Source organism: Streptomyces sp. NPDC042346, from assembly GCF_055581845.1.
This window is the reverse complement of record NZ_JBVJEH010000002.1, coordinates 659,737-681,888: the sequence shown is the minus strand read 5'-3', so window position 1 is coordinate 681,888 and position 22,152 is coordinate 659,737. Positions and strand designations below refer to the sequence as shown.

The 22,152-nt window shown below is 72.9% G+C and carries 19 protein-coding genes; 17 read left to right on the top strand and 2 right to left on the bottom strand.

All coding sequences use genetic code 11. The features are described 5' to 3' along the window. The first annotated feature begins 25 nt into the window (after window positions 1-25). The 17 genes from ACZ6K0_RS11750 to ACZ6K0_RS11670 all read left to right on the top strand — a co-directional run bounded on the left by ACZ6K0_RS11750 (window position 26) and on the right by ACZ6K0_RS11670 (window position 20,287). On the top strand, window positions 26-1,204 hold the full coding sequence (locus ACZ6K0_RS11750; RefSeq protein ID WP_469231761.1) for a 4-hydroxybenzoate 3-monooxygenase: 1,179 nt from the start codon (window positions 26-28) through the stop codon (window positions 1,202-1,204). A gap of 137 nt (window positions 1,205-1,341) precedes the next feature. Further along, window positions 1,342-2,736, top strand: coding sequence for an NAD(P)/FAD-dependent oxidoreductase (locus tag ACZ6K0_RS11745; protein WP_469231759.1), 1,395 nt, complete (start codon window positions 1,342-1,344; stop codon window positions 2,734-2,736). 271 nt (window positions 2,737-3,007) lie between these two features. Next, on the top strand, window positions 3,008-3,802 hold the full coding sequence (locus ACZ6K0_RS11740; RefSeq protein WP_376398670.1) for a hypothetical protein: 795 nt from the start codon (window positions 3,008-3,010) through the stop codon (window positions 3,800-3,802). 22 nt (window positions 3,803-3,824) lie between these two features. Next, window positions 3,825-4,949, top strand: a complete 1,125-nt coding sequence (locus tag ACZ6K0_RS11735) for a hypothetical protein (protein WP_376398667.1) — start codon at window positions 3,825-3,827, stop codon at window positions 4,947-4,949. A 10-nt stretch (window positions 4,950-4,959) separates the two neighbouring features. Continuing rightward, window positions 4,960-5,352, top strand: a complete 393-nt coding sequence (locus tag ACZ6K0_RS11730; RefSeq protein WP_024758200.1) for a hypothetical protein — start codon at window positions 4,960-4,962, stop codon at window positions 5,350-5,352. 1 nt (window position 5,353) lies between these two features. After that, complete coding sequence (locus ACZ6K0_RS11725; RefSeq protein ID WP_376398664.1) at window positions 5,354-5,632, top strand: hypothetical protein; 279 nt, start codon at window positions 5,354-5,356, stop codon at window positions 5,630-5,632. Between the two features lie 3 nt (window positions 5,633-5,635). Beyond that, window positions 5,636-6,124, top strand: coding sequence for a hypothetical protein (locus tag ACZ6K0_RS11720; RefSeq protein WP_351813542.1), 489 nt, complete (start codon window positions 5,636-5,638; stop codon window positions 6,122-6,124). Window positions 6,125-6,146: 22 nt separating this feature from the next. Continuing rightward, window positions 6,147-6,491 (top strand): hypothetical protein, encoded by a 345-nt coding sequence (locus ACZ6K0_RS11715; RefSeq protein WP_376398661.1) that lies wholly within the window; start codon window positions 6,147-6,149, stop codon window positions 6,489-6,491. Beyond that, complete coding sequence (locus ACZ6K0_RS11710; RefSeq protein WP_469231756.1) at window positions 6,488-8,173, top strand: hypothetical protein; 1,686 nt, start codon at window positions 6,488-6,490, stop codon at window positions 8,171-8,173. Before ACZ6K0_RS11715 ends, ACZ6K0_RS11710 begins: the two co-directional genes overlap by 4 nt. Then, window positions 8,173-8,514, top strand: coding sequence for a hypothetical protein (locus tag ACZ6K0_RS11705; protein ID WP_469231754.1), 342 nt, complete (start codon window positions 8,173-8,175; stop codon window positions 8,512-8,514). Before ACZ6K0_RS11710 ends, ACZ6K0_RS11705 begins: the two co-directional genes overlap by 1 nt. A 5-nt stretch (window positions 8,515-8,519) precedes the next feature. Beyond that, the gene (locus tag ACZ6K0_RS11700; RefSeq protein ID WP_469231752.1) at window positions 8,520-8,903 is read left to right on the top strand and encodes a DUF2634 domain-containing protein; all 384 of its coding nucleotides are present in this window, start codon (window positions 8,520-8,522) and stop codon (window positions 8,901-8,903) included. Window positions 8,904-8,906: 3 nt separating this feature from the next. Continuing rightward, window positions 8,907-10,235: a baseplate J/gp47 family protein gene (locus ACZ6K0_RS11695; RefSeq protein WP_376398650.1), complete on the top strand. Its 1,329-nt coding sequence runs from the start codon at window positions 8,907-8,909 to the stop codon at window positions 10,233-10,235. After that, window positions 10,232-12,442: a hypothetical protein gene (locus tag ACZ6K0_RS11690; RefSeq protein WP_469231751.1), complete on the top strand. Its 2,211-nt coding sequence runs from the start codon at window positions 10,232-10,234 to the stop codon at window positions 12,440-12,442. Before ACZ6K0_RS11695 ends, ACZ6K0_RS11690 begins: the two co-directional genes overlap by 4 nt. Continuing rightward, window positions 12,439-13,053, top strand: coding sequence for a hypothetical protein (locus ACZ6K0_RS11685; protein WP_376398644.1), 615 nt, complete (start codon window positions 12,439-12,441; stop codon window positions 13,051-13,053). Before ACZ6K0_RS11690 ends, ACZ6K0_RS11685 begins: the two co-directional genes overlap by 4 nt. 13 nt (window positions 13,054-13,066) lie before the next feature. Continuing rightward, complete coding sequence (locus tag ACZ6K0_RS11680) at window positions 13,067-14,152, top strand: hypothetical protein (protein ID WP_376398641.1); 1,086 nt, start codon at window positions 13,067-13,069, stop codon at window positions 14,150-14,152. A 19-nt stretch (window positions 14,153-14,171) separates the two neighbouring features. After that, window positions 14,172-17,897 carry a hypothetical protein gene (locus ACZ6K0_RS11675; protein ID WP_469231749.1) on the top strand — a complete coding sequence of 1,242 codons (3,726 nt, stop codon included), beginning with the start codon at window positions 14,172-14,174 and terminating at the stop codon, window positions 17,895-17,897. Then, window positions 17,894-20,287 carry a hypothetical protein gene (locus tag ACZ6K0_RS11670; protein ID WP_469231747.1) on the top strand — a complete coding sequence of 798 codons (2,394 nt, stop codon included), beginning with the start codon at window positions 17,894-17,896 and terminating at the stop codon, window positions 20,285-20,287. Before ACZ6K0_RS11675 ends, ACZ6K0_RS11670 begins: the two co-directional genes overlap by 4 nt. Window positions 20,288-20,306: 19 nt before the next feature. On the opposite strand, the gene ACZ6K0_RS11665 is transcribed toward ACZ6K0_RS11670, so the two are convergent. Together ACZ6K0_RS11665 and ACZ6K0_RS11660 are read right to left on the bottom strand one after the other, a co-directional pair. Continuing rightward, the gene (locus ACZ6K0_RS11665) at window positions 20,307-20,990 is read right to left on the bottom strand and encodes a response regulator (protein ID WP_469231745.1); all 684 of its coding nucleotides are present in this window, start codon (window positions 20,988-20,990) and stop codon (window positions 20,307-20,309) included. A gap of 1 nt (window position 20,991) precedes the next feature. Next, window positions 20,992-22,152 (bottom strand): sensor histidine kinase, encoded by a 1,161-nt coding sequence (locus ACZ6K0_RS11660; RefSeq protein WP_469231744.1) that lies wholly within the window; start codon window positions 22,150-22,152, stop codon window positions 20,992-20,994.

Here is a 22,152-nt window from a genome sequence, read left to right as displayed (position 1 = left end):
CCTCATCACGCTCACGGAGACACCCATGCCCCGCACCACCGTCGGCATCATCGGAGCCGGACCGGCCGGACTCCTCCTCTCGCACCTGCTGCACCGGCAGGGCATCGACAACGTCGTCCTCGAACTCCGCGACCAGGCGTACGTCGAGCGGCGCCAGCGCGCCGGGATCCTCGAACAGGACACCGTCGACGTGCTGCGCCTCTCCGGCGCCGGCGCCCGCATGGACCGGCAGGGCCTGGAGCACCACGGCATCGAACTCCGCTTCGACCGGCGCTCCCACCGCATCGACTTCCCGTCCCTCACCGGCGGCCGGTCGGTCATGGTGTACGCGCAGACCGAGGTGGTCAAGGACCTCATCGCCCTGCGCCAGGAGGCCGGCGGCACGATCCTCTTCGAGGCCGAGGCCCTGTCGGTCGACGGCATCGAGACCGACCACCCCACCGTCCGCTACCGCCACGAGGGCGCCGAGCACACCCTCGACTGCGCGTTCGTCGTCGCCTGCGACGGCTTCCACGGCATCGGCCGCCGCTCCCTGCCCGAGGACGTCCTCACCGTCACCGAGCGCACCTACCCCTTCTCCTGGCTCGGCATCCTCGCCGACGTCGCCCCCTCCTGCGACGAGCTGATCTACGCCCACCACGAGCGCGGCTTCGCCCTGCACAGCATGCGCTCGCCCGACGTCAGCCGCCTCTACCTCCAGGTCGACCCCGACGACTCCACGGACAACTGGCCGGACGAGCGGATCTGGGACGAGCTGGAGGCCCGCTTCGCCGTCGACGGCGACTGGCAGCTGAAGCGCGGGCCCATCACCGAGAAGAGCATCACCCCGATGCGCAGCTTCGTCGCCGAGCCCCTGCGCCACGGACGCCTCTTCCTCGCCGGCGACGCGGCCCACATCGTGCCGCCCACCGGCGCCAAGGGCCTCAACCTCGCCGTCGCCGACGTCACCCTGCTCGCCCAGGCCCTCACCCGCCACCACACCCGGGGCGACGAGTCGCTGCTCGACGCCTACTCGGAGACCGCACTGCGCCGCGTCTGGCGCGCCGAGCACTTCTCGTACACGATGACGACCCTCCTGCACAGCAGCCCGGACGACACCGCGTTCGACCGCGGGCTCCGCCTCTCCCACCTGCGCTACCTCGCGAACTCCGGGGCGGCCTCGGCCTCGCTCGCGGAGAACTACGTCGGTTTCAGCGACAACTGACGGCCCCGCGGACCGCCGGGGACGGCGGGCCCGAGGGCTTATGTCAACACCATTGACCTTGACACGCCCGGAGAGGTCTCATGGCGGCAGTTCGGAGGTCGTACCCCCACCTCCGCGATCTCAAGGAGCCCGCCGTCATGGACCCCCTCGCCTCGCTCCGGGACGTCGACCCGACCCCGTTCTGGCTCGACAGTCCCGAGAAGCCGCAGCCCGCGCCCGCCCTCATCGGCGCGACCACCTGTGACCTCCTCGTGGTCGGCGGTGGCTACACCGGCCTCTGGACCGCCCTCGTCGCCAAGGAGCGGGACCCCTCGCTCGACGTGGTCCTCGTCGAGGCCGACGAGGCCGGCGGCGCCGCCTCCGGTCGCAACGGCGGCTTCTGCGAGGCCAGCCTCACCCACGGCCTGGACAACGGGATCGCCCGCTGGCCCGACGAGATCGGGCTCCTGGAGCGCCTCGGCCGCGAGAACCTCCAGGCCATGGAAGACACGCTCGTACGCCACGGCATCGACTGCGACTGGGAGCGCACCGGCTCCCTCGCCGTCGCCACCGAGCCCTACCAGCTCGCGGCCCTCCAGGAGGAGGCCGAGGCCGTGGCCCGTTACGGCGGCACGAGCGTCCTCCTCGACGGCGACGCCGTACGCGCCGAGATCGACTCCCCGACCTTCATCGGGGGGCTGTGGAACAAGGACGACGTGGCGATGGTCAACCCGGCCCGTCTCGCCTGGGGCCTCAAGCAGGCCTGCCTCGCGCTCGGCGTCCGCATCCACGAACACACCCCCGCCCTCTCGCTCGACGAGCAGGGGCACACGATGGGCGTCCGCACCCCGTACGGCCGGATCACCGCCCACAAGGTCGCCCTCGCCACGAACGCGTACCCCTCCCTGCTGCGCCGCCACCGCCCGTACACCGTCCCCGTCTACGACTACGCGCTCATGACGGAGCCGCTCAGCGAGGAACAGCTCGCCTCCGTGGGCTGGCGGAACCGGCAGGGCTTCGCGGACATGACCAACCAGTTCCACTACGTCCGGCTCTCCGCCGACAACCGGATCCTGTGGGGCGGCTACGACGCCGTCTACCACTACAACGGCCGCGTGCGCCCGGAACACGACCAGCGGCACGAGAGCTTCGCGACCCTCGCGCGCCACTTCTTCACGACCTTCCCGCAGCTGGAAGGGGTGCGCTTCAGCCATGCCTGGGGCGGTGCCATCGACACGAGCACCCGCTTCTGCGTCTTCTTCGACACCAGCCACCGGGGCAAGGTCGCCTACGCCGCCGGCTACACCGGACTCGGCGTCGGGGCGACCCGCTTCGGCGCGGAGGTCATGCTCGACCTCCTCGACGGGGCCCGCACCGAGCGCACCTCGCTCGAACTGGTCCGCCGCAAGCCGCTCCCGTTCCCGCCCGAGCCGATCCGCTCGGTGGGCATCGGCATCACCACGTGGTCCATGGCCCGCGCCGACCTGAACGAAGGCCGCCGCAACCTCTGGCTGCGCACGCTCGACCGCTTCGGTCTCGGCTTCGGCAGCTGAGACGGCAGGGGTTTCCACCAGCCCCGACGATGAAATGCGCCCCCTGCGCGCCCTCCGGTATGCACCGGGCGTGCGCCGGGGGCGCACCCATGTCCCCGTATTCCAGGGCGAGTTGAGGACTCCGGGCGCGGTCCGCCGAAACCGGCCGTGCCGCCGTTCCCTCGATAGACGGGCAATCGCGGACCACTCGGACCAGCCGCTCTTGTCCACCGGCCCGGACCCGTGCGTCGCTGGGTGACGTCAGCAGGAAGCGTCGCCGGAGGAGCCGGGCATGGCTGTGGTCCAGGACAAGGCCTTGAAGCAGGTCGCCGACGCCGCCGTCCTCGCCCCGGCACTCACCCCGCACGCCCTGCTCCTCCTGGCCGGCACGCACGAGCTGGAGCACGAGCGCGTCGACTCCGTCAAGCAGCTCCGCGTCGTCCGGACCACGCTCGCCGAGCCGCTCTTCGCCTCCCGCACACGGCGCGGAGCGTGGAACCAGGTGAACCCGACCCCGACCCGTACCGAGGTCTGCTGGGAGGACGAGGCCACCGAGCCGGTGTGGATCGACGTCACCGCCGAGCTGGAGATCGACGTGGTCGCCGAGACCGACCCCGGCGGCCTCGAATCGCTGGTCACCCGGTCCGTGGGCGCCTACCGGACCCTCGACGAGTTCCGCGCGCACTTCACCTACCTCGACCTGGACGCCTTCATGGCGAGTCACGGGCTCACCACCGTGGAGGACCTCAGGGAGGCGGGCGAGTACCTCCGTACGGAAGTGCGGCTGCGCCGCCCGCCCGTCTTCGACCCCACCGACCCGGTCAACGTCCGCACCGTGGCCGTCACGGCCGCCGTGCTCGTCGCCGATCCCACCGACGTCGCGGCCGCGCTCCGCGCCGCGGCCCTCGTGGCGGCGGCGGCCCGCGACCGACCCCTGCCGCCGAGCACCTTCGGCGTACGCAGCGCTCCCTACGCCCTGGTCACCGCCTTCACCCCCCACCCGCAAGCGGCGAACCAGGCGCTCACCAAGCCGGAGATCACCACCCTGCTCACCGGCGCGGGCATCGCCCCGCTCTTCCTCACCTGATTGCCGGAAGGAAGCACGCTCCATGACGACCCCCGTCCGCTACATCCGTGTCAAGTCGACCGTCAACCTCTTCTCGCCCGCCAACCGGCCCACCGGCAACATCGCGATCATCGGCACCGTGACCCCGCCCGCGACCGGCGCCGGGCCCGTCATCCCCGAGAACGAGCCCACGCTCTTCTCCGACCCCGACGACGCCGTGAAGCGCGCTCCCGGACAGCTGGGCACGTCCGTCGCGCTCGCCATGCGGCAGGAACCCGGTCCCGGGCTCGTCTTCGGGGTGCGCCTCGCCGCCACGCCCAACATCCAGGAGACGCTCGCCAAGATCGCCACCCTGCCGGTCCAGCTGGTCGTGATCGCGAACACCCCGCTGGAGGCCGGGGCCGGCGGGGCGACACCGACCGCCGGCATCCTGGCGCTGGCCAACCACGTCAAGGGCCCGTTCGGCGACGGCCTGGAACGCATGGGCGTCGCCATGCTCGGCAAGGGCGACACCGACGCCTCGATCATCACGGGCGCCCTCAACAGCGACCGCATGGTCTACGTGGCGCACAAGAGCGACGAGGACGTGGCGGCCGCCGTCGCCGGCACCATCGGCGGCTACGACCCGCACATCTCCCTGCTCCTCAAGAAGGTCGGCGTCACCTCCGCCCCCTTCACCGCGCAGGAGCTCTTCACGATCAACGGCTCCGAGGGCGAGAGCTCGCCCCCCGGCGGCCAGAACGTCAACTGGCTCGTGAACCCGGCACTCATCCCCGGCGAAGGCGTCTACCTCGGCGAGGGATACACCGGAGCCTCCGGCACGACGGACAAGAAGTACATCGACATCGTCCGCACCCTCGACGACATCACCTACCGGCTCAAGGCCTCGCTCATCGCGAGCATCGGCGAACTGCGGATCAGCAGGACCGGCCTGCGCGCCCTCGCCGGCGAGATGGAGGCGGTGCTCGAACCGCTGCGCCGCAGCGAGGTCATCGACGACTACCTCGTCGTCGTCCCGGTCCTCGCCCTGTTCGACAAGCCGCAGCCCACCCCCGAGGACCAGGCGCTCATCGCCAAGGCCCGCCGCGACCGGTTCGCCGAGGCCATGGTCCGCATCACCTACGCCGGGGCCATCCACCGGCTCACCATCAACCTGACCTTCGAGTAGGGAGCCCCGCATGTCCGACTGGAACACCCGCCTCGAAGTGAAGCTCGGCGGGCGCACCGTCACCCCGATCAGCAACTTCTCCCCCTCCTTCAACGTCCCGCACACGGTGCTGCACAGCCTGGAGGCGGACGGCGTCGGATACGTGCGCCAGCCGTTCACCTTCACCTTCACGATGACCGTCCCCGCGGTGGCGTCCGCCGTCGCCGACCTCACCGAACTCGCCGTCACCGGCAAGGAGTTCTCCATCGCGGTCGCCGAGAAACAGGGCAACGACTGGGCCTTCTCCGCCCTCAAGTTCGGCCGCTGCGTCGTCAGCGCCGTACAGCCCAGCACCGTCACCGTGGACGGCGTCCCGCAGGCCAACTTCACCTGCATGGCGCTCAACGTGGGCGTGGAGGAGTGACATGGACGGCGACGACGAGGAGTTCGCGCGCATCGACGCCTTCGCCGCCGGCGGCCGGGTCGACAGGACCGGCCTCGCGCTCGTCCACGAGGGCGAGTACATCGTCCCCGCGGCGGGCAGCGAGGCCGTCGTCAGCCACCGCTCCGGCACCGGCACCGTGGTCCATTACCACTTTCCCGTCGAGGTCGAGGTGATCGGCGAACTCGGCGACCACCACGTCCAGCGCATCGCCGGACACGTCTTCGCCGAACTCGACCGCGAACTCGGCAGCCGGGGGTGACCCGTGACGGAAAAGGTGCTCGTCGGCACGGTCCCCCTGCTGTACGTGCAGAGCGTCACCATGACCGAGGGGTACCGGGTCGAGCGGATCCTCGGCAGCCGCTTCGCACAGGCCACCCAGCCGTCGACGAAGACGATCGTCATCGAGGCCGTCCTCCTCGGCCCCGAGCGGCACGCCACCAAGAAGGCCCTGGAGGTCCTCGCGCTCACCTCGCGGGCGCTCCTCGCCGCCGTCGCGCCGGTGCTCGCCGTCTCCGGGATCCCCGTCGTCTGCGGTCTTACGCTCAGCCTCGACATGCAGATCACCGATCTGCGGTTCACGCAGAGCGTGCAGAAACGGGACGCCTTCGACGTCTCCCTGACGCTCCAGCACGTGCCCCGCTCCAGTCTGACGGCGCTGCTCGGCGAGATCGCGGACCTCGCGATGAGCGCGGGCAGCGCGGGTGTGCCGAGCCTGCCGGCCCCCGGCCCCGTACCCCGTTCACCGTTGTAGGCAGAGCCGGAGAGGAGACGCGATGCCGCTGCTGCCCGTCGACCCCGACGAGGGCTTCCCGCAGAGCTTCCGGATGCGCTTCGGCCCGCACGTGTACCGCATCGGCCTGTACGTGAACGCCGACGAACGGACCGTCGCGGCGCAGGACGTCCTGAACCTCCTGGAGAGCAGCGCGTTCCTCGTGGTCGTCGTCGGCCGCGAGGACCCCGACGGGCTCGTGCCGCTCGTGCGCCGGAAGGCGGTGCGCGGACTGCCCTGCCCGGCGGGCCCGCTGCGGCTCGTCTTCCGGGAGGCCCGCGTGCACGTGCGGAACCTGAACGGCGCGGGGAGCCACGGTTCGAAGGTCGTCGTGGAGGTGTCGGCGTGAGCATCGCGATCCGCTACGGCGTGACCGTGGACGAGGACAAACCCCCGGAGGACTCCCCGCTCGGCGCCATCGTCGGCGCGGTCGCCTCCCTGGTGGGCCTCGCCGGACTGCCGCTCACCGTCTCCAACCACATCTTCGACGGCTCCCTCGTCCTCGACGCGGACATCACCGTGACGATGAACGAGGGAGCGGTGGCGGGCACCTTCGACCTCCTGCTCGTCAACGTCCCCGGCGACACCGTCGCCATGCTCCGCTCGAAGATCGTCGACACCCCGCTCAAGGCCACGGTGCGGCTCGGCTACTTCGACGAGCCGGGCAGCGTCGACGAGCCGGTGATGGCGGGCCGGATCCTCCGGATCACCTCCTGGGTCGGCGAGGACGGTCTCAGCCGCGTCCGCCTCACCGGGCAGGACGCCGCCGGGTACGCCCTGCGCACCCAGGAGGTGGCGCTGCACCGGGCGAAGTCCTGCGACGCGCTGGAGTTCGCCGAGCGGATCGCCCAGGCGACGGGGCTCACGCTCGCCGAGGGCTCGACGCTCACGGCCGACCTCACCGACCACACGGTCCGCAGCCCGACCGCGCTCGGCGCCCTGCGGGAACTCGCCGCGACCGTCCCGGCGCCCGTCGTGATCCGCGACAAGCAGATCCGCGTCGGGCGGGTGGTCGGCTCCGGTGACGACCCCGCGCCCGTACCGTTCGACCCGGCGCTCAACCTCGTCTCGTACGGGGACTCCCAGGGCGAGGAGACGGCGGCGCTCGCACCCGGAGAGGAGCGCCAGCCGCCCCGCACCTCGCTCGACCTGGTGGTCCTCGGCCATCCCGGACTGCGCGTCGGACAGGTCGCGACGCTCAAGGGCGTCGAGGCGCCACGGGGCCCGCTGCGCGTCACCCGCGTCGTCCACCGCTTCGGCGGTCGCACCGGGTACGTGTGCGAGGTCCAGCTCGTCGCCGTGCCCGCCGGCGCCGTCGCCGAGGTCGTCGACGGCGGGGTGAGCGGCTTCGCCGACCGGCTTGAGGCCCACGCGGACCGTCAGCGGCGGGCCCGCCCCTCCGTCGACGTCGGCGAGGTCACCACGTACCGCGGCCGGGGCCACCAGGTGTCGCTGAAGTACGGGCAGTCCCCGCCGCCCGCGATGAGCGCCCCCAGCGTCCAGGGCGAGATCGGCGACGACACCCTGCTCGACAAGCCGGTGGCCGCCCCCTTCGCCTTCGGCCCGTGCGGCCTGATGACCCCCGTCTACCCCGGGATGCGGGCCCTGCTCGCCCACAACCGCGACCTCGTCAACGACGCGGCCGTCGTGGGCTACCTGTGGCCCCGCACCCCCGGAGCCAAGGCCCCGGAACCCCACCCCGGCGACTACTGGCTCTCCCTGCCCACCCGGCTCGGCCCCGACGGCCTGCCCGCCGGCCCAGGCACGAACGACCTCACCGACGCCGCGGGCGGCCGGGTCATCCAGGCCCGCGGCCTGCACATCCAGGTCGGCACCGGCAGCCTCTCCCCGGTCGGCACCCGCCCCACACCCCCCACGGACGACACCGTGACCATCGAGCACCAGAGCGGGACCACCATCACCGTCGGCGCGACGGGCGCGGTCACCGTCAGCACCACAGGAAGGAAGATCATGCTCAGCAACGGGACCGTGAGTCTGTCCCTGGACGGCAGCGCGGTACAGGTGACGTGATGCCCTACGTCCTCACCACCGCCGCCGACATCCGCTGCGCCCACCTCGCCCCGCTCGTGGTGGTGCCCTCCCAGACCTCGCTGACCGTCGCCGGGAACCCGGTCCTGCTCGTGAGCGACCTGCTCGCGGCGACCGTGCCCACCTGCCCCAACAAGGGCAGCCCCGGCCTGGTGGAGTGCGGCAAGGTCACCTCCCTGACGGACGGCACGAGCACGGTCCTGTCGGTGCGGGGCAGCGCCGTCGCCCTGGACACGGCCCGCGGCCTCACCCTGGCCCTGCCCACCCAACCCGTGCTGTGGAACGTCCTGTCGGCCGGCCAGACCCTCCTGAAGGCGAGGTGACGACGGTGGCGGAGCCCCTGGGGCACAGCCTGCTCCTGGACAACGGCGACCTCGTCCTCCGCGGCGGCGACCTGGTGAAGGTGCGCGGCCTCGCCAACCTCGTCCAGGCCCTGACCCTCTCGCTCCTCACCCCGTACGGCTCCGACCGCTTCGACGACCGGTACGGGCTCAGCGTCACGGAGGCCTTCGGCCGGCCCGGCGGCCCCCAGGTCGTGCAGGAGCTGCTGCGGCTGGAGATCGTCAGGACCCTCGCCGCCGATCCGCGGGTGAACGAGGTGACGGAGGTGACCTTCACCGGCGACCCGGCCTCCCGCCGGTGGACCGCCGCGGTCGTCGTGGAGACCGTCGACGGCCGGACCACCGCCGTCACGGCAGACCTGGAGGTGTGAGTCATGACCTACGGCGTGACGGACGAGGGCTTCGTCCTCAAGGGAATCGACCAGCTCCTCAGAGAGAGCCGGGAACGCGCCAAGGCCGTCTTCGGCGACGACGTCGACCTGCGGCCCACCAGCCCGCTGGGAAAGGTCCTGGAGGTCGTCGCCGCCGAGGACTCCGAGCTGTGGAAACGGATGGAGGCCCTCTACTACGCGCAGTTCCCGGCCACCGCGACCGGCGCCGCGCTCGATCTGCTCGGCGAGGACGCGGGTCTCGAACGCCTGGCCGGACGGCGCGCGGGCCAGGTGCTGTTCACCCTGGGGAACGGAGCGCCGAACCGCGCCTACGTCGTCCCCGAGGGCACGCTGCTGCTCACCGCGCCGTCGGAGACGGACGACGCCGCCCGGGCGTTCGCGACCGAGGAACCCCTGGTCCTCACCGTCGCCGCCCCGACGGCGACGGTGGACGTCCTCGCCGTCGAGGGCGGCGGCGAGGCGGTGTCCGCCGCGACGATCACCCGGGTCCACCCCGAGCACGCGGAGCAGTACCTCGCGGACTGGGCGGGAGCCACGCTCACCCTTTCCAATCCGGCACCCTTCGCCGGCGCCCTGGAAGCCGAGGACGACGCGTCGTACCGGTCCCGGCTGATCGCCCTGCCACACGCCCTGTGGACCACGGACAGCGTCCGGCAGGCCGCGCTCGGCGTCGAGGACGTCGTCGACGCGCGGGTCACGGACGAGCTGGGCGGCGTCGACGTCTCGCAGGTCTTCTTCGACGGCTTCTCCTTCGGCGAGCGCAGCTTCAGCGCCGAACGCCGCGTCGGCGAACCGTACTTCGCCGAGGTCGCCGTCGCCCGCCGTGGACCGCGCCCGTGGCTCACCACGACCACGGGCACCGAGACGGTGGAAGGGGTGTTCGACCGGGTCACGGCGGCCGTCGAGCGGGTACGGCCCATCGGCGTGCACATCAGGGTCGTGGAGGCGGACCACATCGAGGTCGCGGTGCGCGCCGAGATCGTCCTCGACCCGCGGTTCACCACGGCCGCCGTGCAGGACGGCATCAGAAAGCGCCTCGCCCACGACATCGGCCGGCTGAGACTGGGCGACGACGTGCTCTACTCCCGCGTGATGTGCGTGCTCGTGGACGAGCCGGGCGTCACCGACGTGCGCAACCTCCATCTGCGGCGCTGCCCGCCCGCGTTCGGCCGGTTCGGCTTCGGCGCCGTCCCCTACCAGCTCGGCATCGTCGAGGCGGCCGTCGGCGAGAGCCTCGTCATGGGCCTCACGGAGATGGCGCAGTTCACCCGCGACTCCGCCCTCAGCGACATCCAGGTGGTGCCGCGATGACCACGGCCACCACCGCGGCCCCGCCGATGGCGGCCACCGACATGGCCCTGCGGCTCACCACCCCCTTCGCCCGGGGCGCCGACCACCTGGAGCTCGTCGTACGGGGCGAGGACATCGACCTGTACGACTTCGCGCTCCACAAGGCCCTGTTCGGAGTGGATCCCGACCCGCTGTACATCCTCCAGGCCCGGCAGGACGTCGCACCGGCCACGACCGTCACCCTGACCGTCGACGACGGCCCGCAGGAGATCACGCTCCCGCTGCCGGAAGGGCTCCTCGCCGGCACCACGGTCGCCGTGCCGCGACCCTCGGGACTGCTCACCGGCATCCGGTCCACGGGCCTCGCCGGAAGCCAGGAGACCCGGTGGCGGCTGACGGCCCTGCTCGGCACGACGGGCAAACTCCTGTGGGCGCTCGGCTGGGAACGGGACCACCTGCGCGCGCAGTTGGACCGCACCGCCACCGTCCGCTCGCCACGGGACGCCCGGGGAAGCACCCTCGACCTCCTCGGGGCCGGCCTCGACGTCGTCCGGTCGAGCGGCGAGGACGACCCCGCCTACCGCAGGCGGGTGCGCCTCGCCCGCCGCTGGACCCTGCCCACGCCCACCGGATTCGCCGCCGCGCTCAACGCCGCGATCGGAACGATCGGCGGCCACGCGAACCCCCTGGTCGTCGACGACGGCAACGGCCCGCTGCGCCGCGGACTGCTGCCCCTGCGGGTGGTCCCGGCCGAGGTGCCGCGCGGCCGGTCGATCGACGCGCTCGGCCGGCCGGGCGACGGCCGGCAACCGCCCGCGCCGGAGGGGTACTTCGACCCGTACTACCTGCTCACCCTCGACCCCGCGGTGGTGGACATCGCACCGCCGCCGCCCGGGCCGTACCCACCGGGCCTCCCGCTCCCCGCGCCCGGCCGCACACGGCCCGCGGTGGCGGCGGCCCTCGGCAGGCTCGCCGCTCTGCTCGGAGCCACCCGGGCCCGGGTGACCTCCGGATTCGACCCGCGGGCCGAGGACGCGCGCGCCACCGGCCGGGCCGTCCTGCTCACCCACCCCTCGGCCGAGCCCGGCCGGCTCGCCGCGCTGGCGCACCGCGCCGGATTCGACCTGGTCGTCCATCGCCCCGACGGGCAGGTGTACGCGGAGACCGCGCCGGACGAACAGCTCGTGATGCACACCGGCGCGGGCACGGTCGCCGAAGGGCAGCAGCTGACGCTGAGCGTGACGCCCGCCCCGCCGTCGGGGGCGACGATCCGCTGGTACCTGGTCCACTGCGGGCCCGGACGGGCGGTGTTCACCGGGCCGGCCGACCAGGTGTTCGTCCAGCTCACCGGCGAGGCGCCGGGGCGGGTCGTCGTCACCGCCGAACTGCGCGACGGGCCCCACACCCTCACGGTCACCCAGGACGTGACGGTCCTCCCGGCGCCCCTCGCCGACGGCAAGGCCATCGGTGCGGACGGCACCGCAAACCCGGCACCGCCCGCCCCCGGAGTCCCGATCGACCCGGTGTTCCTGGCCCTGCACGACGATCCCTCGCACGTCGACTACGGTGCCGATCCGAACCACCACCGGATGCGGCGGGAGACCGCACGGCACCTCGACCGCCTCGTCGCCCTGCTGACGGGCCAGTCCGGCAAGCTCGTCGTCGAGGCCGCGTTCGCACCGACCGGATCGTCGCTCGCGAAGGAGGGCCGGGAGCTGCGACTGAAGCATCCGGGTGTCACCGCGGGCGTGTTGGCGGTCCTCGCGCACCGGGCCGGCTTCAGCCATGTCAGTGTGGGCGGTGGGTCGGTGACGGTCCGTCAGAACGTCGGCGACCACCCTGTCGAGGTGCATGCCACGGGACTCACCGAAGGCGTCCTGGAGGTCGGGGCGGTGGCGAAGCTGTTCGTCAGTCCCACCGAAGCGGCGGTCGGCACCCTCGGCGTCCTCGTCTGGTCCACCGGCGACGGCGCCGCGTCCCTCCTCACCACCGCCCCCGCCGAGATGTCGGTACGAGGCGAACACCCGGGGCTCGCCTGGGTGCAGGCCGCCTACCGGCCGACCGCCGGACCGGGGGCGTACCAGGTCACCGTACGGCTGCGCACCCCCGAGCTGGCCGGTCACGTCCTGACACCCGCCGAGCGGGACCTCATCACCCATCTCCTCGCCGAGCTGCATCCGCTGGGCGTGGAAGTGGTCACCAAGGAGCTGACCGGAGGAACACCATGACCGACAGCATCGCCTTCACCCCCGCGTTCAAGCACACGCCCTGGGTGGACACCCGGGACCGGGTGTCCGCCAGCGGACCGAACGGCTTCAACATCCGCTTCGACACGCTGCAACAGGACCTGGAGTCGCTGTCGGGGGTGGTGAAGACCATCGACGTCGCCATCAAGGCGGCCGGCCAGCACATCTCGGTCGAGCGGAAGCTGTCGGTGGCGCCGGCGTTCGCCCCGCTGGCCGGCGACTCGAACTGGGAGCTGGACACCAACGGAGTCGCGGTCCGCCCCGCCTTGGCGGTCAGCGCACGGGGAATCGTCGCCGTCCCACTGCCGGACGGAGCCAAGCTGCTGAAGTTCCGGGCCCTGGGCACCAACACCGGGAGCGGCACCCTGAACATCCTCCTCGTCCGGTCGCCGATCTCCCAGACCCCGACCCAGCAGGTCCTGTCCCGGGTCGTCGGCACCGGGACGTACGACGCCTCCGAGAACATCCAACCGGGCATGGAGCGGGTCGACATGAATGGCTTCCGCTACTCCGTGAAGGCGAGCCTCGCCAGCGCCTCGACCTCGGACACGGTCACCATCGCCTCCCTCCAGATCTCCTACATCCTCGACTGAAAGCGAGTCCACCATGGCAGGCAACCTCTACGTCGGTGTCGACTACGGCCGGAACAACGGCCCGGGCGAGGACAGCGGCTCGCGTCCGTGGGTCCGCGAGGATCCGCCGTTCTGGGCCAACGCCAGCATCTGGCTGGAGCCCGGCATCACCAAGGCGACGGTCGGTGACCCCTCCTTCATCCGCGTTCGGGTCTCCAACAGGGGCAGCCAGATCATGAAGGCCGTCCGCGTCCAGGCGTTCATCTACCCCGCGTCCATCGGCGTGCCCCCGACGTTCGGGACCGCCACCAAGATCTTCGCGGCCCCCAAGGACATCCCACCGGGCGCCGGCACCAACGACCCGGACGACGGAAACGTCGTCAGATTCGGTCCCTGGACGCCCCAGCCCGCCGAGCTCCAGGGCGACGGGCACATGTGCCTCATCGCCAACGTCTACCAGAGTGAGGACGACGTCGCCTCGCCCGACCCGGGCAGCGCGCCGATCACGGCGACCGAGGGCTTCAACCCCAACGGCGAACAGCACCAGGGCCAGCGCAACATCATCCTCCAACCGGCCCGTCAGCCGGCCGTCTCCCAGCCGGTGAAGGTGCAGTACACGACACGGCCCGAGGCGCCGTCCGTGCATCCACGCAAGTACAAGATCATGGCGGAACCCTTCGAGTTCGAAGGGTTCAGTCCGGACGAGCTTCTCGTCCTCTCCCAGGTGCGGGAGATCGAGTTCACCAAACCCAGCACCAAGCCCGGCACCGACCCGCCGACCGGCCCGGGTGCCGAATCGGGAATCGACCCGGGCACCGACCCGGCGAACGTCTTCGGATCCGACTTCGGCGAGCTGGTGCTGAAGACCTCGTACGGCACCGAACGCGTGACCCGGGCCACGAGCCGGATGTCCTTCTCGCTGAAGGCCGAGGGGATCCCCGGCCTCGACCAGACGTTCGAGCGGGACGAGAAGATGGGGGACGCCGTCCTCAGCGAGCTGGAGGTCCAGCTCGACCCCGACGCCCCCGTCGGCAGCCTCCACACCTTCGACCTGTCCCTCAACGACGAGAAGGAACGGGTCGGTTCGGGGCTGCGCGTCATGATCCTGGTCACCGAGTAGCGGGGGAGCGGCGGCGGCCATGGGCGAGACCCAGGAGATCCACGTCCGCGTACCGGTCCGGATCACCCTCGTCGGTGAACCCGGCCCGGAGGTACTGGACGCCCTCCGGCGACAGCTCACCACGGCCGTCGCCGCCCGTCTCGCCCACGCCGAACGCATGCTCCCCCGCTCCGGCACCGGGCGCCCCGGAGACCCGGCGGGCGAGGCCTTCGACACCGGACGCGGCGGACACGGCGGGTACGCCGTCCCCTCGTACGACGCCGAGGGCCGCCCGGCCCGGATCCCGGTGCGCGGCAAGGCCGTCACCAAGCCGTGGACCGTGGTCCGCACGGTCGGCACCCGGATGGCGGCCGACCGGTTCCTCGCCTACGTCGGGGAAGTCCTGGGCCACCCCCTGCCCCTCGCGGCGCTGTACGAGGACCGGGCGGGCGTCGAATTCCCCCTGGAGGTCTGGCTCGTACGGGTCGACGCCCCCGCCCTGCCGGAGGAGCTGGGCGAGGAACTCCTCGTACGGGCCGCCGGAACCGCACGGCCCGGCCGCCCGGGCTCCGCGGCACGCACCGAACCCGCGTGGGTCCTCACCGGCTCGTCCGCCGCCCTGCGCGCCCTCCACGCGCTCGAACCGGGCGGCCCGGTCGCCGCGCGCGTCCCCGCGCTCCAGTCCGGCCACGTCCTGTTCGCGTTCATGACGCTGCCCCGGATCGACATCGCCGACGTCGCCGCGACCGGCCCCGGCCTCGGATTCACCGTCCCGGTGCGCGACGCGGGCTTCTGCGTGGACCCCGTGCTGTTCGAGCGGGCGACGGGAGTGCCGTGGGAGCGGTACGCGGAGGAGTTCGCCGAGGAGCAGGTGACGGTCTGGATCCGGCCCGCCGTGATCCGCCCCTCCTCCGGTCCCGCGCGCACCCCCGGCGGAGGGGTCCGCGAGGACGTCGTGTTCCTGCTGCTCGACCGGCAGACCGGCGGCGGCACCCGCCAACGGGACCCGGCAGCACGCCTGTTCGTCCAGGACGGGGACACGTTCCCCGGACTTCCCGAACCGGTCCGCGGCCGTGCGGAGTGGCCCGACGAGCCGGGCACCCGGGTCCTCTACGCGCGCGCCCACCTGGACCTGGCGCCCGAGCGGCTCGGCGCCGCGATCTACCACCCGGTGGCCCGTCAGCTCGTCCGTACGCTCCTCACGCGCCTCAGGGCGGGGGAGGACGCGGGACACGTCATGGACGCGCTGCTCGACGAGGTGGGCGCCCCCCACGCGCGCGGCCGGCTGGGCAGCCTCTTCACCTACGTCCTCGCCGAGCTGGAGCGGGAGCACGCGTGGGACGAGGTCTTCGACGCCGTGGACGCCACCGGCCGCTTCGCGCTGCGCGCCCGGCTGCTCCAGCACTGCGCGGTCACCCCGTACGCCCGGCACGCCAGGGTGCAGCGGCTCCGCACCGCGCTCGCCGCGGAGCGCGCCGCCACCTCGGCGCACGCGTACGTCCCCGGCGGCAAGGGACAGGGCGCGATCCTGCTCGACCACCAGGAGGGGAAGCGGGTGACGGCGGGGGAGGTCCTCGCCCAGGGCGACGAGATCTACTCCCGGCAGGTGCCCGGGCTGCGGCCGAAGCCGGGCAAGGCGGAGGCGCTGCGCGAGCACCTGCTCCGGGAACGGCACCGGCTGGCCGAGGAGATCCTCACCGGGCGCGACACCGAGGTCTACGACGCCAAGACCTTCTCGGTCACCTCCCTCGCCCGCGCCACCAAGGCCGCGGGACTCACCGAGGACGACTTCGAGAAGGTCGACGTCACGTACACGATCCGGCTGCTCGACGTGATCGCCGCCGAACGCGACGGGCTGCCCTCGCACGACATCCGCTTCGAGATCGTCTCGCGGACCACCGGGAGCGGCGAGGAGTGGCAGCGCAGCGCCGGGCCGATCGTCGAACACTTCGGCGAGTTCGAGACGCGGCTGCACGAGTGGGGAATGCTCCGGTCGGGCGAGGCCCTCCAGGTCGTGAACCTGATCGTCGTCGGCGCCGGCGCGATCGTCGTCGGATGGTCCGTCGGGATCGTCGGCATCCTGATCCAGCTCGGCGGCGGCATCGGCCCCATCCTCACCAGCATCGCCCTGTCCGAGGCCATCTACCTCATCAAGGTCGTCCTCGGCAGCGAGCACCTGTCCCTCGAAGGATTCGCCATGGCGGCGGTGGAGGGCTATCTCGGCGCCGTGGGCTTCCGGTTCGGCAGCGGGCTCGGCGGCTGGGCCGGCCCCCTCGCCACCCGCGGCCTGGGGAGCCGCCTCGCCGGCAAGGTGGCGCAGAAGCTGACCACGGGCGCCGTCACCGGTGCCTCCACGGCCGCCCTCGACCTGTTCGCCCGCGACCTGGTCGACGTCACCCTGCACGGCGGCACCGGCCACGACACCCAGGCGTACGTGGAGGGCATGGGCTGGGGCGCGCTCATCGGCCTGTTCTTCTCCTTCGTCGGGGAGCCGCTGCTGCGCGGCGCCTACCAGGCCGTGTCCACGCGCCTCGGCTCCACGGTGGCCAAGGCGGCGCTCGTCGCGCAGCTGTTCGCCGGCCAGGGTGTGACGGCCGAGCAGTGGGCGGTCGCCTCGGCGACGGGACAGCAGCGCATGGAACAGACCCTCGCCGGCACGCTCCGGGAGGCGGAGGCCGGCGCCTGGTCGTCGGCGGTGGGCCGCCGGGTCGACGAGGTGGGCGAGGAGCTCGCGAGGATCCGCCCGGCCGGGGGCCGCCCGGCGCCCGAGGCCGGAGCGACGCCCGGTACGCCGAAGCCCGCGCCCGCGTCCGCCGCGCCGAGGCCCGCCCCCGCGTCCGGCGCGCACACCGGAGGCCCGCACGGCACCGACCCGCACGTCACCGAGACCCCCGTACCGCCGGGCACGCCGCCGCCCGCCGAGCCGCCGACCCCGCCCCGGCCCCGCCCGGTGCGCGCACCGGGCCCGAAACCGCGCTGGAAGAGCCGCAAGGAGCTGGAGGAGGCCGCCAGGACCGACCCGGAGGCCGGCCAGGACCTGAGCTGGTACGAGAACGCCTCGTACGAGCAGCTGAGGGCCCGCGAGCCCGACGATCCCGTGGCCAAGGAGTTCCTCGACGCGATGCGCGGCGGCAAGCGTCGCCCCATGGTCCCCGAGCGCCCCTCCGACCCCGACGTGCAGGCCCGGCTCCGCGAGGACCTGCGGGAGGCGCGCGAGGCTGCCGAGGCCCGGCGCCGGTACCTGGAGGAGCAGGGGCGTCCCCCCGGGGAGCGGGAGCCGGGCGGCTGGGAGGAGAAGCGCCGTGCGGCGGGCACCCAGGACGTGCCGCCCACCGCCAAGTCGGCCGCCGCGTACGAGGGGACGGTGGGCGTCGCCCGGTCCGACATCCCCGCCCTCGCCGGACGGCGGTTCACCGGCGGATCGCCCCGCGCGTTCGGTACGTACGACCCGGCGCATCCCATCCGGCCACCGGAGAACGTCGTCGTCCCCCAGGCCCACGGACACGCCGAGCAGGATCTCGCGCAGCAGCTCGACGCGGCACTCGCCGCCCTGTCCGACGCCGAACGGGCGGCGGCCCGCGGCCGCACGGTGTTCATCCGCATCGACCAGGAGGTCTGCTCGACCTGCGCGACCGGCCTCGGCGGCAGCCCCCGGCTCGGCGTACTGGCCCGCCTGAGCTCCCGCCACCCGGAGATCTTCTTCGAGGTGACGGCCGACGACACGAGCACGGTGCACCGGCTGCTCGCCGGACGGAGAGTGCGATGACAGCGCGACGGCACTACCACCTGCCCGAGCCGCCGGCCCGGCCCGAGGGGCTCTCCCCCGAGGCGGCCCGGCGCCTGGAGCGGGTGGTGCGCGAGGCGGTGGAGGCCGCGATCCGTCTCGTGCCGCCGGAGGGCGGCGACGCGCGGGGGGCCGGCCGGTCGCCGCGCGAGCCGTACGTGCCGGAGCGGTCCGTGCCCGACGGCTACCGCGTGCCGAGCTTCGACGGGGAGGGCCGTCCGGTCGTCCTGCCGGTACGGGGGACGGGCGGAAGCGGCGGCGGGACGACGGGCCGGGCGGTGGGCGGCGGTTCGACGGGCCGGTCCGCGGGCGGCGTGGGCCCCGGCAGCCGGTCCGGGGCCGGGGCGCTGAACCTGGGCGGGCGCGCGGGCCGGCACCGTCCCGACGCCTCGCCCGTCGGAGCCGCGGCGCCGCTGGCGGCCCTGGCCGCCGTCCGGGACCGCATGGGTCCCGCCTTCCGCGCCGCGCCCCTCGGCCGCATCACGGTCAACACGCTCTTCTTCGCCGAGACTTCGGCCCATCTCATGCCGGCGCTCGGTGCAGCCGCCCAGGCGAGTCCGGCCACGGTGTCGGCCCGGCTCGGTCCTGGGACGTTCTATCTGCAGCCGGTCCCGCGCGACCGGCTGGGCCTTCTCGCGGCGGCGGCCCCGGGCGCAGCGTACGCCGTCCAGCGGGTCGCGGCCGACGGCCGCCGCCAGGACACCGGACTCCTCGTCCTCACCCGGGACACCGAGCCCGTACCGGCGGGCATCCTCGCGTACACGACGGACTCCGCCGCCGCTCCGCCGGCCCCGCCCGCCCCCGCCGGCGGCAAGGGCGGGGATCCGAAGCGGGCCGTGGCCCTCATCGTCGCGGCGCTTCCGCACCTCGGGCCGACGTCACCGGCGAGCGTCGCCACGGGTCTCCTGAAGGCCTATCTGCGCGACCTCGACCACGACGGACTCATGGCGGCCCTGGAGGAGTTGCGCGGTCTCGGCCACCTCGGCACGGTGCTCGCCTTCGCCCGGGTGCGCGAGTTCCGCGAGTTCCTGAACGCGCGAGGAGTGCCCAGGGCGTACGTGCTCAAGCACTCGGAGCTCGACGCCGCCGACGTCGCCGCCCTGGTCGGCGGGATCGTGTGGGGCGCGGGCGAGAGCTACTACCAGGTCGTCGAACTGATCCGGATCCTGGCGGGTTCGTTCGTCTCGGAGGATCTCGCGCGGGAGCGGCACCAGCTCTGGCAGGGCATCGTCGCGCTCGTCGAGAACCCGGTCGTCACCGGCACGGCGGGCATGGGCCTGCTGATCGCCACGGTCATGGAGAAGTTCGAGCAGCGCGAGTTCTTCGACCTCGGCCGGATCGTCGGGCAGATCGCGGTGTTCGTGTGGACGGCGTGGACGGCCCTGAAGTCGGCACCCGCGGTCGCCCGGCGCGTGGCCCACCTCGCCATGACCGTGACACGCGTCGGCCTCGCCGTACTCAAGGACATCGGCGTGACCTTCTGGGAAGTCCTGCGCTTCGTCCTGTCGAAGAAGCCTTCGTACGTCACTCCGGACGGGATCATGATGATGGCGGCCGGCGAGGACGTCCTGCTCTCGGGGGCGAAGGTCAAGGGCACCTCGGCGCTCGCCAAGGACGAGATCGCCAAGGCCCTGGACACGGCCAAGGCGCCGCTCTCCGACGCCGAACTGGACGAGGCCTTCCGCATGTGGGACGAAGCGGCGAAGAAGCCCGCGGGGACGCCCGGCGAGTCCGGCGCCGCGGCCGCCGCCGCGACCATGGTGACCCCGAGCACCCTGGAACCCCTGGTCGTGCAGGCGATCGCCGAGGTCTCCGGCATGGAGGGCAGCGCGGGGTTCTCCGCCCAACTGCGGGGCATCCGGATGCACCAGGCGCTCAGTGACCTGGTCAAGAAGCGTTTCGGGGCCATCGCTTTCAGGGCCGTGACCGAGGAGCCGATCCGGGACTTCGCGAACCTTCCCCCGTCACTCCTCGACATGCCCATCGAGGAGTTCGTCGCCGGCACGCCCGAGGTCGCCGACTACGCGAGCACCCTGAAATCTCTCTTCCGGAGCCGTGGCAGCGGCGACATCCGGGTCATCGGCGACCTGAAACCGGACCTCGTCACCCGCTCGCCGCGCGGACTCATCGTCTGGGACCTCGTACCCGTCCAACGGCAGGGTCACGTCGCGAAGACCATGCTCTACCGGGCCGTCCTCTCCCAGGGCGGAGAGTTCGTCGAGGCGGCCGAGATCTACTACGGCCATGTCGGCAAGACCACGGAGGAGATCCAGCAGCTCCGCGCCTACCAGGCGGCCGCCCGCAACGCGGCGGCGCAGAAGGCCCTCGCCAAGGCGATCAGGGAGGGCCACGGCCCGGGCGGACAACAGTGAGGCAAGGGACCGCTCCGGACTAGCGCGGCGGCTCGCGGTCCGGCAGGAGGCCCTGCTCCAGGGCCACGACCACCGCGCGCGTACGGTCGCTGACGTCCAGCTTCGCGAAGACGCGCAGGAGATGGGTCTTGACCGTCGCCTCGGCGATGACGAGCCGCCTGCCGATCTCGACGTTCGACAGGCCGTCGGCCACCGCCCCCAGCACGTCCTGCTCCCGCGCGGTCAGCACGACGGGGGCGGGGCGGCGCATCCGGGCGACCAGACGCTCGGCGACGCGCGGGGCGAGGACGGTCTCGCCGCGGGCCGCTCCCCGTACGGCCTCGGCCAGTTGCTCGCCGGTGGTGTCCTTCAGGAGGTAGCCGATGGCACCGGCCTCCACCGCCCGCTCGATCTCGACGTCGGTGTCGTACGTGGTCAGGATCAGCACCCGGGTCGGGGCGGGACCGGAGGTGATCGCGGTGGTCGCCGCGACCCCGTCCATGACCGGCATGCGCAGGTCGACCAGGGCCACGTCCGGGGTCAGCCGCTCGACGAGCGCGACGCCCGCGCGGCCGTCGTCCGCCTCGCCGACGACGACGATGTCCTGGGCGGGCGCGAGCAGCGAGACCACGCCGGCGCGCATGACGGTGTGGTCGTCGACGACGACGACCCGGATCGGGGCTGTGGCGGCGCCGGCGCCGCGGGCTTCGTGTGCTGCGGGCATGTCAGAACTGTCCGTTCGTGTGGAAGGTGGCGAGGACACGGGTGCCGTCCCCGACCGAGCTCGTCACCGTCAGTTCGCCGTCGAGTTCGGCGAGCCGCTTGCGCATGCCGTCCAGGCCGAAGCCCCGCGACTCCTCGACCACGAAGCCCCGCCCGTCGTCCGTGATCTCCAGCTCGATGGCGTGCGGGTGCTGCGCGAGGACCACGCCGACGGTGCTCGCGTCGGCGTGTTTCCGGACGTTCGCCAGGGACTCCTGGGTGCAGCGCAGCAGCGCGATCCGCGTCTGCTGGTCGCAGTCGACGTCCTCGGGGAGCTCCGCCTCCACCGCGAGCCCGGTGTCCTGGGCGAACCGCTCCAGGGTGCGGCGCAGGGTCGGCACGACCGAACCGGGGGTCAGCCCGCTGTGCGGGGCCGCGCCCACCAGGACCCGCGCCTCGGCGAAGTTCTCCCGAGCCGTCCGCTCGATGGAACGCAACTGCTGGGCGGTGCGCTCCGGATCGCCGCCGAGGCCGGCCCGGGCCGCCTCGGCCAGCACGATGACGGAGGCGAACCCCTGCGCGAGGGTGTCGTGGATCTCGCGGGCCATGCGCTCCCGCTCCTCGATCGCGCCCTGACGACGGTGGGCGTCCGCCAACTGCTCCTGGGCCAACGAAAGTTCGGCCGCCAGAGCGGTGGCGCGGGCCTCGCTGTCCGTCAGCAGGCGGTGGAGCGGGATTCCCGCCAGGACGGAGACCGCGTAGCCCGTCAGGGCCGCGACCGCGTTCCCCGGCGAGTCGCGTACGAGGCTCCCCGCCGCGGTGGCCGCCGCCGCGCCGCCGCTGAACAGGACCGCGGCCCGCCGCCCGAGGGTCTGGAACCAGAACTGGGGGAGAGCGGCGAGCAGCAGGGCCGCGCCGCCGCCGGGAAGGGCCGCCATCACGCCGAGACCGGCGGCCAGGGCCCCCAGGTAGACCGGCGTGTGGTTCCGGGCGCGGTGGACGGCGGTGTAGGCGAGGGCCAGTCCGACCAGGGCCAGGGAGGCCCACTTCGCGGGCCCCGCGTCGTTGCCGACGGCGATGACCGAGGGGATGAGACCCAGGAGCAGCCAGGCGGCGGTGTACCAGCGCCGGAGGGCGGTGAGCGCGGGCCGCTCGGGCAGGGGATCGGTCATGCGGTCCGTCAT

Bases quoted from the DNA above. Each gene is read 5' to 3' on its own strand.
- ACZ6K0_RS11750 (WP_469231761.1), top strand. From the start codon at position 26: ATGCCCCGCACCACCGTCGGCATCATCGGAGCCGGACCGGCCGGACTC.
- ACZ6K0_RS11745 (WP_469231759.1), top strand. From the start codon at position 1,342: ATGGACCCCCTCGCCTCGCTCCGGGACGTCGACCCGACCCCGTTCTGG.
- ACZ6K0_RS11740 (WP_376398670.1), top strand. From the start codon at position 3,008: ATGGCTGTGGTCCAGGACAAGGCCTTGAAGCAGGTCGCCGACGCCGCC.
- ACZ6K0_RS11735 (WP_376398667.1), top strand. From the start codon at position 3,825: ATGACGACCCCCGTCCGCTACATCCGTGTCAAGTCGACCGTCAACCTC.
- ACZ6K0_RS11730 (WP_024758200.1), top strand. From the start codon at position 4,960: ATGTCCGACTGGAACACCCGCCTCGAAGTGAAGCTCGGCGGGCGCACC.
- ACZ6K0_RS11725 (WP_376398664.1), top strand. From the start codon at position 5,354: ATGGACGGCGACGACGAGGAGTTCGCGCGCATCGACGCCTTCGCCGCC.
- ACZ6K0_RS11715 (WP_376398661.1), top strand. From the start codon at position 6,147: ATGCCGCTGCTGCCCGTCGACCCCGACGAGGGCTTCCCGCAGAGCTTC.
- ACZ6K0_RS11705 (WP_469231754.1), top strand. From the start codon at position 8,173: ATGCCCTACGTCCTCACCACCGCCGCCGACATCCGCTGCGCCCACCTC.
- ACZ6K0_RS11695 (WP_376398650.1), top strand. From the start codon at position 8,907: ATGACCTACGGCGTGACGGACGAGGGCTTCGTCCTCAAGGGAATCGAC.
- ACZ6K0_RS11690 (WP_469231751.1), top strand. From the start codon at position 10,232: ATGACCACGGCCACCACCGCGGCCCCGCCGATGGCGGCCACCGACATG.
- ACZ6K0_RS11685 (WP_376398644.1), top strand. From the start codon at position 12,439: ATGACCGACAGCATCGCCTTCACCCCCGCGTTCAAGCACACGCCCTGG.
- ACZ6K0_RS11680 (WP_376398641.1), top strand. From the start codon at position 13,067: ATGGCAGGCAACCTCTACGTCGGTGTCGACTACGGCCGGAACAACGGC.
- ACZ6K0_RS11675 (WP_469231749.1), top strand. From the start codon at position 14,172: ATGGGCGAGACCCAGGAGATCCACGTCCGCGTACCGGTCCGGATCACC.
- ACZ6K0_RS11670 (WP_469231747.1), top strand. From the start codon at position 17,894: ATGACAGCGCGACGGCACTACCACCTGCCCGAGCCGCCGGCCCGGCCC.
- ACZ6K0_RS11665 (WP_469231745.1), bottom strand. From the start codon at position 20,990: ATGCCCGCAGCACACGAAGCCCGCGGCGCCGGCGCCGCCACAGCCCCG.
- ACZ6K0_RS11660 (WP_469231744.1), bottom strand. From the start codon at position 22,152: ATGACGGACCGCATGACCGATCCCCTGCCCGAGCGGCCCGCGCTCACC.